The 10196-nt window shown below is 67.3% G+C and carries 9 protein-coding genes; 4 read left to right on the forward strand and 5 right to left on the reverse strand.

Translation table 11 applies throughout. The features are described from left to right. Positions 1-33: 33 nt before the first annotated feature. On the forward strand, positions 34-171 hold the full coding sequence (locus LRF89_RS10755) for a hypothetical protein (RefSeq protein WP_201169367.1): 138 nt from the start codon (positions 34-36) through the stop codon (positions 169-171). 190 nt (positions 172-361) lie between these two features. Here the strand turns inward: LRF89_RS10755 and LRF89_RS10760 are convergent, their stop codons facing one another. The 4 genes from LRF89_RS10760 to LRF89_RS10775 form a co-directional block, all read right to left on the reverse strand. Further along, positions 362-919, reverse strand: coding sequence for a hypothetical protein (locus LRF89_RS10760; RefSeq protein ID WP_238637086.1), 558 nt, complete (start codon positions 917-919; stop codon positions 362-364). A gap of 298 nt (positions 920-1217) precedes the next feature. Further along, positions 1218-1718 carry a hypothetical protein gene (locus LRF89_RS10765; protein WP_238635478.1) on the reverse strand — a complete coding sequence of 167 codons (501 nt, stop codon included), beginning with the start codon at positions 1716-1718 and terminating at the stop codon, positions 1218-1220. Then, positions 1712-2239, reverse strand: coding sequence for a permease (locus tag LRF89_RS10770; RefSeq protein ID WP_238633123.1), 528 nt, complete (start codon positions 2237-2239; stop codon positions 1712-1714). The genes LRF89_RS10765 and LRF89_RS10770 overlap by 7 nt, the downstream gene beginning before the upstream one ends. A gap of 35 nt (positions 2240-2274) precedes the next feature. Continuing rightward, positions 2275-5820 carry an SNF2-related protein gene (locus LRF89_RS10775; protein ID WP_238637087.1) on the reverse strand — a complete coding sequence of 1182 codons (3546 nt, stop codon included), beginning with the start codon at positions 5818-5820 and terminating at the stop codon, positions 2275-2277. A gap of 186 nt (positions 5821-6006) precedes the next feature. Here LRF89_RS10775 and LRF89_RS10780 point away from each other — a divergent pair, with 186 nt between their 5' ends. Then, a complete protein-coding gene (locus tag LRF89_RS10780; protein WP_201169359.1) occupies positions 6007-7239 on the forward strand; it encodes an HD-GYP domain-containing protein in 1233 nt (410 codons plus the stop codon). A 29-nt stretch (positions 7240-7268) separates the two neighbouring features. Here the strand turns inward: LRF89_RS10780 and LRF89_RS10785 are convergent, their stop codons facing one another. Further along, on the reverse strand, positions 7269-7913 hold the full coding sequence (locus tag LRF89_RS10785; protein ID WP_238637088.1) for a LysE family translocator: 645 nt from the start codon (positions 7911-7913) through the stop codon (positions 7269-7271). Between the two features lie 269 nt (positions 7914-8182). Here LRF89_RS10785 and LRF89_RS10790 point away from each other — a divergent pair, with 269 nt between their 5' ends. Further along, positions 8183-8494, forward strand: a complete 312-nt coding sequence (locus LRF89_RS10790; RefSeq protein ID WP_238637089.1) for a circadian clock KaiB family protein — start codon at positions 8183-8185, stop codon at positions 8492-8494. Next, positions 8491-10017, forward strand: coding sequence for a circadian clock protein KaiC (gene kaiC, locus LRF89_RS10795; protein ID WP_238637090.1), 1527 nt, complete (start codon positions 8491-8493; stop codon positions 10015-10017). Before LRF89_RS10790 ends, kaiC begins: the two co-directional genes overlap by 4 nt. Positions 10018-10196 lie beyond the last annotated feature (179 nt).

The following is a 10196-nucleotide window of genomic DNA, read 5'->3' on the forward strand; positions in this document are numbered from 1 at the left end:
TAGACAGCGGCGGCGGATAAGGGGCGCTATCGGATGAGGATTGACCGACTACGCAGGTTGCTCCGTGAGCTCGCCAGCCCGGGCGGGTTTCGCCGCCACCCCCTGCTGGCGGTGACCTTGGCGCTCATTGTGGCCCTGATCATCTTCGGGTTGGCGCTGCGCCCGGTCTGATCGGCGGAGGATTTGAATCAAATACCAAGGCCTTTGCAATCTCGGTCGTTCTTTGCCAACCGATTGGCACGGCAGTGAGTGTTGCGTGTAGGGTTATCTCTGTAAGCGATGTGACTGTCCCTAGGGTATATTTCTGCTTTAGCGGGGAGTACAAAGGGCTCCTGGGGCAGGGCCCTAGGAGCCCATACGTTTACCGGGTCTCTTGCATGATCCAAGGTGCCCCTTCCAGTTCGGCGGGACGCCCCTCAATATGGGTGATTTCGGCGTCTTCGATATCCTGATCAATAGTCTCAGTCGTTTCCACGGCTATCTGTTCCGCCCACTCGCGCGGGTTGCCGACAATGCCCTCTACACCCTCCGTGATTGCTCCCGCGATGAGCCCTTGGTCTTCATCGAGAACCTGCATGTAAAGATCCAAGTGATAGCCTTCTTCGTACTCCCAGAGGCAGCCGTGGACTTGGGTTTGGGCCCCGGTCACATCCCGCTCAGCTTCCCCGGTCCAGACAGCTCCGTCGCAGCTTACGACCGAGAGTTGAAGTTGTGCAGTATCTCCCGCTAATGCTCCGACTTGTGTGCCCTCGAACGGGTTCGTCACTTCAAATCGTCCAGGCTCACTGGGGGTCTCACTGGGGGGTATGGGCAGTGCCGTTTCCAGCGTGCCTGAAATATTCCTCTGGATGCCGTTGCTCGTTGCTTCCGCGACGGTTTCAATGCCCTCATCGGTTTGAATATCGAACACTTGGTACATTTCGTAGTGTTCCTGCTCCCCGGCAAGCATCTGGTTGATGGTTCCGCATCCGGATAAAGTCATTGAGGAGCAGGCGAGGGCTAGGCTGAGAGGGAGAGAGCGTCTCATCGTCAATCCTCCCCTGATCAATGTTATCCCATCACTCCCGGCCGCGCTGATCGGCGGCGGCAGACCCAACCAACTATGAATCGATAGACGCTCCGCGGAAGTAAAGCCAAGCCGCGCCGTCTTCGTCAACCCCGTTTAGATTGCCATTTATCGTTTATGCGGCTGGCAACTGGCATGCGGAAAAGGATGTTTACGTCGCCAGCGCCCCGGTCAGCGCACCGGCCGCTACCCCGGCGAGTACTGGCAGCGGCAGGGAGACCAGCAGGCGGGCCGCGGTGGTGCGGGCGCCGAGCATCGGCAGCTCGAAGGCGGCGACGCGGTGGAAGGCGAGCACCGACCAGGCGGTGATCAGTGCGATGAGCTGAGCCATGCCGGCGCCGGCGTCGCTCAGCACCACGACTAGAGGGAAGGCGACCACCGGTCCGCCGGGCAGGAAGCCGCCGAGCAACGATGCGATCAGGATCCCTGCGCCGCCCGAGTCCTCGCCGAACAGCGAGCCGACCGCCTCGGCCGGAATCAGCACGGCCAGGAAGGCTGCCGCGATGAGCGCTACCGGGAGGCGCGTGAGCAGCGGCTGGAGTTGTCGCCAGCCCTCCCGGGCGGCGGCACGATGGCTGCCGTGGGGCTGGAACTGCGCGATCGCCGCGCAGATCCCTAGCAGGATGAGGATGGTCACAAAAGCACTCAGCATGCCCAGCGCCTCACGCGACGGCCCAACGGGCGGGCCAGGAGTGCGGCCAGAAAGGGCAGGGGCAGGGAGACGAGCATCTTCAGCGCAACGAAGTCGAGCCCGAAGAACGGGATCTCCCAGACCAGGGCGCGGTTCAGGCCGAGGACCGACCAGGCGGTGAGGTAGGCGACGCACACCTCGAACGCGGCCCCCGAGCGCAGGAGGGCCACCACCAGCGGGAAGGCCGCGAACGGGCCGCCCGGAGTGAGGGCGCCGGCAGCCGTGGCCAGGGCGAGGCCACGCACGCCGCTGCGCTCGCCCAGCCAGCGTTCAATGGCGTGGCGCGGGATCAGTGTCTGTACATAGCCGGACATGAGCAGCGCGGCCACCAGGATCGGTGCCACCTGCAGCATCAACTCGCCGGCCCGGCTGAGTGCGTCCCACCAGGCCGCCGGGCCATGGAGCACGTAGACCGCGGCCCCGGCGCCCAGCGCCAGCACCGCGAAGAAGATCGTCATCGGATCCAGGTACCGCGCGGACATGCGCGCGCGCCCCTCGTCACGGTCGTGGGGAGCTGTCACGCCGGCTCGGTGTGGTTCTGACCCAGGCTGAAAACCTGGCTGAGTTGGGCGTCGTCCAGATTGCCGATCCACTGCTCGCCGCTTTCCACCGTCATCTCCGTCAGTGCGCGCTTGGACTGGATCATGTCGTTGATCCGCTCCTCGAAGGTGCCCTGGGTCAGCAGGCGGTGGACCTGAACCGTCTGCGTTTGCCCGATGCGGTAGGCGCGGTCCGTGGCCTGGGCCTCGACGGCCGGGTTCCACCACAGGTCGAAGTGGATGACGTGGGAGGCCGCAGTCAGGTTGAGTCCGGTGCCGGCGGCCTTCAGGGACAGCACCAGTACCCGTTCGGTGCGATCATTCTGGAAGCGGTGGACGACTGCGTCGCGCTGGTTTCTCGAGAGTCCGCCATGCAGGAACGCCGGTGTGCGGCCGGTGGCCTCGGCGACGGCCTCCTGGAGCAAGCTGCCGGCCTCGCGGAACTGCGTGAACACGATCGCCTTCTCGTGCCGGCGCTGGATCGGTTCGAGGAGTTCAAGCAGGCGCTGCATCTTGCCCGACGCCTCGCTCCCGTCTTCGCCCTCCTTAAGGTACTGGCGCGGGTGGTTACAGATCTGCTTGAGCGCCAGGATCATCTGTAGCACCAGACCCTGGCGCCGGAACGTATCGGAGGTTCCCTGGATGACCTCCAGGCCCTCGCGCACCACCGATTCGTACAGCGCACTCTGTTCGGGAGTGAGCTGACAGTACTGATCCTGCTCGATCTTCTCCGGCAGGTCGGTGATGATGCTTCGGTCGGTCTTCAGCCGTCGCAGCAGGAACGGGGCCGTGACCCGGCGAAAGCGCGTGGCCGTCTCCTGGTCACCGTGGGTCTGGATCGGGGTGACGTACTCGCGCGTGAAGCGCTTCAGGGTGCCGAGCAGGCCCGGATTGCAAAAGTCCATCAGGCTCCAGTACTCGGTGAGTCGGTTCTCCACCGGGGTGCCGCTCATGGCTACCCGGGCGCCGGCGGGGATGGATTTGATCGCCTTGGTCTGGGCCGCCTGGGGGTTCTTGAGGTTGTGTGCCTCGTCGACCACCAGCGCGCGCCAGGACTGCCGCCGCAGCCGTGCGGCGTCGGTTCGCGCCACGCCGTAGGTCGTGAGCACGACGCCGGTTCCCTGCGCATCGTCCGGCAGGGCGCGCCGGCCGCCGTGGTAAGTGGTGGCACCCAGCTCGGGGGCGAATTGCTGGATTTCGCGCATCCAGTTGCTTAGCAGGCTGGTCGGGACCACGACCAGCGCCGGCCGCCCGGCCAGTTCCCCGTCGTCGCGGAGCTGCGCGAGCAGGGCCAGAATCTGTACGGTCTTGCCCAGGCCCATGTCGTCGGCGATCACGCAGCCCAGTCCGGCGCGGACATTGCCGTAGAGCCACTGGAAGCCGCGTTGCTGGTAGGGGCGCAGCTGCGCAGCCAGTGATCGGGGGGGCGCGCGCTCAAGGTCCTGGTGCAGAGCTGCGACCCGTTCCCGAGCGCTCTCGTCTAACTGCACTGGCGTCCCGGCGTACTCCCCCGTGAGCGCGACTCGGGTCAGCTCCGCGCCGCCAACCGTCGGCGGGTTGGCCAGGTTGCGGCGGACACGTTCGATCTCCTGCGGGTCGAGGTAAACATATTGTCCGCGGAAGCGGACCAGCCCGGTCGCCCCTTCCACCAAGTCCTCAAAGGTTCCCGGGTCGATCACGTCATCGCCCACTGCCACCTGCCAGTCGAAGCGGAACAGATCGTTGGCGTTGAGGTGGCCGTCGCTGTCGCTACTGCTGGCGGTGAGCCTCATCGTTGCGCTCGGTGGTCGGCCCAGTCGCTCCAGCGACCGGGGCAGCAGCGTGCGGACGCCGAGCAGCTGCAGTGTCGGGAAGACGTTGAAGAGCAGTTCCGGCAGCTCGTCGAGGGTGAGTGACAGCGGTGTGCGGCCCCCGCCACGCAGGTAGTCGCGCAGCGGGTCGTAGGCATCGGCCAGCATCGCCGTGGTGCGCAGCAGCTCGCTGTGCCCGTCGCCGCGCTCGGCGAGGGCGTCGGCGAGCGGGCGATGGGCGCCCGCGCCGTTGCCGCCCGGCTCGTCGCCGACCTCGATGGAGAGTTCGAAGGATTCGGGCTGCGGCTCGTCCACACGCAGGATCAGGGTCTGCGCCGCTTCGGCCAGGTGCAAACGGCGCAGCCAATGGTGCAGGCTGGCGGCGGTGCCGCCCTGGCCGGGATCCGACAGCCAGGCGCAGCCACCGCCGAAAAGCAGGTCGGCCACCGGGTCAGCGGCTGCATTGCTGGCAAGCTCGCTCCACTCCCGGATCCAGTAATCGATGAACAGGCCGCAGAGCAGACGGGCCCGGGTCCGGCGGTCGAGGCCCTGGTCGGCCCCGGGCTCGTCCAGGCGGATGACCCCTTCCGGGGTGCCCGCAGCAAGGCTGCGCAGGAGCGTATCGACCTGCGGATCCAGGCTCGCTGGCATCCACAGGACGCTGGTGCCGCCCCGGTCGATGGTCAGTACCCAGGGTACCGCCGCGCCGGCGGCGGTCAGGTGCAGGGCGGTGCGGTAGGCCGCATGCAGGGCTGCAACCTCCGGCTGCAGGTCGGCCACCTGGTCGGCGTCCAGGGGCGCGAGCAGCTCGACGAGGTCCGCGAGCTCTGCAGCCGCTTCACAGCCGTCGATCTGGACGTCGCCGTCGGCATCCACCCGAATGATGGGGTGGTCGTCCGGGGTCAGGGTGGTGGCTTGGGTCTGCGCCTCCTGGACCTGTGCGTCGCTGCGTGCGGCGTCGCTCAGCGTGCGCTGGGCCTGCCGGGCGACACGCCGTATCTGGGTGCGCCAGAGCTTGCGGTAGCTGTTCAGCCCGCCGATCGGCGGTTCCTGGGGGAGGGCGTCCGGGATCGCCTCGATGCGATCGGGCAGCCGTGAGAAATCTAGCTCGGCGAGCACTGCCGGGTCGGCCGCTGTCTCCTCCGGTGCCGCGCTGCCGGCGCACAGTGCCGCCGCCAGGCTCGGCGGCGCCCCCTGGGCGTCGTTCTCTGGGAGTTCATGGCCCCGCTCGCGCAGCGCGCCGAGTAAGTCGACCCCGCGCAATCGGAAGACCAGGAACGGATCTGTATCGATCTCGCGTGTCAGCAGATAGACCGCCGCCGCCAGGTGCTTGCACGGGACGGCCCAGTCCGGGCACGAGCAGCGCATGCCCAGCTCCTGCCAGCTGCTCGGGAAGACGCGGATGCCCGCCGCCTTGGCGCGCTCCAGTACCGCCGGATCCAGCTGCCTGTTGAGCAGCCCTGCGAGCAGCGCCGGATCATCGACAATGGCCTCGATCAGCTGCCGGGTCTGATCCGCCGGCAACGCAGGGATCCGCAGGTGCGCCTTGTAAGGCTGGCGACGCGACCCCTTCACCCGGGCGGTGACCTCGCCCTGATCGATGGTCAGGGCCTGGACGGACCCGTTGTTGGCGTAACGCCGGCCCCGTGGCAGGCGGTTGGTGTAATCGATTTCGTGCAGGGCGCCAAGCCACTGCTCGCCCCACCAGGTCCGGCCGAAGGTTGCGCGCGTCATGGGGCCCAGCTTAGCGGCTGGCACCGTCCCGGCCAAGCGCGCGGCCGGGTGGCTGAGGGTCCCGGCGGCCCCGAGCGGTTCTCCCGGCGTGCGTTTCCCGATATTCTGGGAGGTGGAAACCAGCCTGCGGCGGTTTGTCGTAGCGGCTCACCGCCTCCTCGGTCCATTTTGCGGTCACCAGCGATCATGAGCGAGCAGTCGAAACGCAGCCCAGAAAGCGGGGAGCCGGAGCGCTTCCTGCCCGTGCGTGGAAAGGATCTCGTCGTGGGTCGCCCGGTGCCGTACTCCATCTACGATACCTACGAACGGCTCCTGCTGCGCTCCGGCCGCGTGCTGAAAAGCGACGCGCAGCGCCAGATGCTGCTGGAGTCGGGGCGCGCTCGTGCCACCTCGTTCCAGGAGGATACGGTTACCCTGGGGGAAGCCAGCCCGTCTTGGGAGAACCACAGTGGCGAACTGAAGTTCGATCCCTTCGTCAGTTTCGACCGATGTGCCGCTTCCCTGCGGCGGGTCCATCACGCCATCGATCTCGGTCGCCACGACTACCTGCTGCGGCTGGAGGGGATGATCAGCCAGCTCGGCAACCTGATCGACCGCGATCCGGATGCTGCACTGGCGGCGGCGCACATCAACCGCGAGTTCCCCAATCGCGTGCTGCACCCCATCCGCAAGGCTGTAGTCGCGGACCTGCTCGCCCGCGCCGCCTCTCTGGACGGTGGTCAGCGCCGGGCGGTGGTCGGTGCGTCGCTGACCGCCAACCTCAGCATGCTCGCCCTGCAGGAACAGCTCGATCAGCAGGAGAGCGCCCTCAGCGCGGCGCAGCGCCGTGAACTCCACAGTCACCCGGAGCGGACCGAGGCGTTGCTGACGGCCGCGGGCCTGGAGGATCAACATTGGCTGCGCGCCGTCCGCGAGCATCACGAACGGATGGACGGCTCCGGCTACCCCCGCGGGCTGACACGGGAGGGGATCAGTACCGAGGCCGCGGTGGTCATGCTCGCCGATGTCTATATGGCCATGGTGACCCCTCGCGCTCACCGCCCGGCGCATGTCATCCGGGATACCCTGCGGGAGCTATACGCGGACGATGGGTGTCGCTTCGACGCCACGCTGACGCGGCTGCTCATTCGCGAGTTGGGGGTTTTTCCACCGGGCACCCTGGTCGATCTGAGCAACGGCGAGACCGCGGTGGTGACCCGTCGCGGCCCGAGCAGCATGGCCCCACAGGTTTTCCTGCTGCGCCGGCCGGACGGCAGCGTCTTCATCCGCCCACGGTTCCGCTCGCTGGCGGAGGAGGAGGGTGTAGAGATCCGTGGCGTGTACCGCCAGGAGGAGCTGCGCGTGCTCTATTCGCCGCACATGGCCTGGGGCTATGACCAGGAGTGGGGCGAGGCGGTGGATCGCGCCGAGCGCGGGTGATTGCGGCCGCCCCGGCTCATCGCGCGGGCTCAGACAGCGCCCACGGCGATGCCGGCGGTGTAGAGCGCGAGCATGGCCAGTACCACGGCGAAGACCCCTTCGCGCAGCCGCTGGTGGCTGTTTAGCCGCTCACGCCAGGCTGGCAGCGAGAACAGCGCGGCGACCGCCGCATACCACCCGATGTCCACCCCGGCGGCAATGGACACCATCAGCGCCTGCTCCCACGCCGCCTGCCCGGGGCCGGTGAACGGGCTGAAGATCGCCAGGAAGAACAGGGCAATCTTCGGGTTGAGCAGTGCCATGGCCAGGCCGTCTCCTGCCGCCTGGATCGGGCTGCCCGGTTGCGCCGGCGACCGGTCTTTCTGTGCAGCAGGGGGTTCCGGTCCGATCCGGGCGCTGCGGGCGGACTGCACGGCCAGCCAGCCCAGGTATGCGGCACCCAGGCCCTGGATGGCCGCCAGCAGGGTCGGGTGGGCGGCCAGGATACCGGCCAGCCCGACCACGCTGAGGGCGGCGTAGCCGCCGACGCCGATACCGTGGGCGACGGCCGCGGTGAGCCCGGCCGACCGACCGCCTTCCAGGCTGTGACGCGCCACAACCGCCAGGCTCGGCCCCGGCGACATGGCCCCCAGGGCGCAGACGGTGATCAGCAGTAGCCAGTCGTTTGCTTCCACCGGTCAGAAAGGGTCCTGCATCGTTGCTGGTGCGGATGCGGCGCCTAAGCCGTCGCGGTGAGGGACGCCTTTTCCATGTGCGGGAGTCCTTGTGTCGCCCCGGGGGCCCGGGCGGCGGTCGGTGCCCCGATTAGGGTCGATCCCGGCCACGTCCTGCGGGCATTCTGCCAGCACGCAGGCGGTCGTGCACAAGCACGCCAGCTGGCGTTTGATGGTCTTGTGAGACCGGCGATGCTAGCCTGCCCGGAAGACCTCAGGGCACGCCAGATATGCCAGAAGACACCTCCGCGCCCCGCTATCTGCTGCGGCTTTTCATTGCGGGCGACAGTCCGCACGCCCGCGCAGCCCTGCACAATCTCCAGCGGATCTGCGAGTCACAGTTCCCGGATCAGTACCGCATCGAGGTGGTCGATCTGATGCAAGAGCCGCACCGGGGTGACGAAGAGGGGGTGATTGCCACCCCCGCGCTCATCAAGGAGCTACCGCCACCGGTGCGGCGTGTCATCGGTGATCTTTCGGATCGTGAGCAGGTACTCAACGGCCTGCAGTTGATCCCCGAGGCAAAGGATGGAATGCCATGAGTGAACGGAGCATCGAGCCGGTGTGCAAGACCGCCACCGGGATCCCGGGGTTCGACTCCATCGCCCGGGGGGGTGTCCCGGCGGGACGGACCACTCTGGTCGCGGGTACGCCGGGTAGCGGCAAGACGGTCTTTGCGGGGCAGTTCCTGGCTGCGGGGATCCTCGATGAGCAAACCCCGGGCGTTTTTGTCACTTGCGAGGAATCACCGGCCGACCTGCGGCGCAATCTGCAGGCCTTCGGGTGGCCCGTGGAGGAGTGGGAGGCCAGCGGCTGGTGGACGTTCGTGGACGCCTCCCCCGATATCGATCAGGAGCCGCAGGAGACCGGCGCCTACGACCTGGGTGGCCTGATCGCTCGGGTCTTCGGCGCCGTGCAGCGCTCGGGCGCGACCCGCCTGGCCATCGACTCCCTCGGTGCCATGTTCTCGCGCTTCCCGGATGTCCGGCAGGTGCGCTGGGATCTGTTTCGGATTGCCGGCCAAATGAAGCGGCTGGGGATTACCACCGTCATGACCGCCGAGCGCGAGGCCGAGTATGGCCTGGTGGCACGGCACGGGGTGGAAGAGTTCGTTGCGGATAACGTGGTCATCCTGCGGAATATCCTGGAGGCGGAGACACGCCGCCGGACGGTGGAGATCCTCAAATTCCGCGGCACGAACCACCAGAAAGGGGAGTACCCGTTCACGATCCTGCCCGAAAGCGGTGTGGTTGCAATCCCGCTCTCGGCGATGGAACTGACCCAGCGTTCCTCCGAATTGCGTATTACCTCGGGCAACGCCGATCTGGACCGGATGTGCGGCGGTGGCTTTTACAGGGATTCCATCGTGCTCGCTTCCGGGGCCACGGGGACCGGCAAGACCCTGATGGCCACGGAATTCATCGCAGGCGGCCTGGCGGTCGGCGAGCGTTGCCTGCTCTTTGCCTTCGAGGAGAGTCGCGACCAGCTCATCCGCAACGCCCGTGGCTGGGACGTTCAGTACGAGCCCGCCGAAGCGCGGGGTGACCTGCAAATCCACTGCGAGTACCCGGAGTCGGCTGGGCTGGAGGATCACCTCATCCGCATCAAGCAGGCCATCGACACCTTCCGGCCCCACCGGATCGCGCTCGACAGCCTGACCGCGCTGGAGCGCGTGGCCACCCCACGTGGGTTCCGGGAGTTTGTCATCGCTCTGACCTCCTTCACCAAGGATCGGGAGACGGCGGGATTGTTTACGGCCAGTACGCCCTCGCTGATGGGTGGATCCTCCGTCACCGAGGCCCACATCTCCACACTCACCGATTCGATCATCCTGCTGCGCTACGTCGAAATGGCCGGCGAGGTGCGGCGCGGGCTCACCGTGCTCAAGATGCGCGGTGCCGCTCACGAGAAGAGCATTCGGCAGTTCCGGATCGATCACCGGGGCATGCATATCGGCGACCCGTTCCGCGGCATCGAAGGCATCCTGGAGGGTCACCCCAACCGGATCATCGACTCGCCGTCCGCTGCCGGCAGGGAGCCCCGATCCTCGCATTACCATGAGTGAACCCGCGCCGGCGTGGTGGCGCCGTCCAATGCGCCCGACGGCGATCGCCTCGGCAACGCGGAAGCTGGCAATGCGTAGACGCCCGGCACCGAACGGTGTCGGGCGCGTCGGTGTGCTGACCGCCGGGTCTGGCGGCAGAGAAGTCCCCCGGGGGGGCCGCCACCGCCGGGGGGGGGGGG

The organism is Halorhodospira sp. 9621 (assembly GCF_022228055.1).
Lineage (GTDB): Bacteria > Pseudomonadota > Gammaproteobacteria > Nitrococcales > Halorhodospiraceae > Halorhodospira > Halorhodospira halophila_A.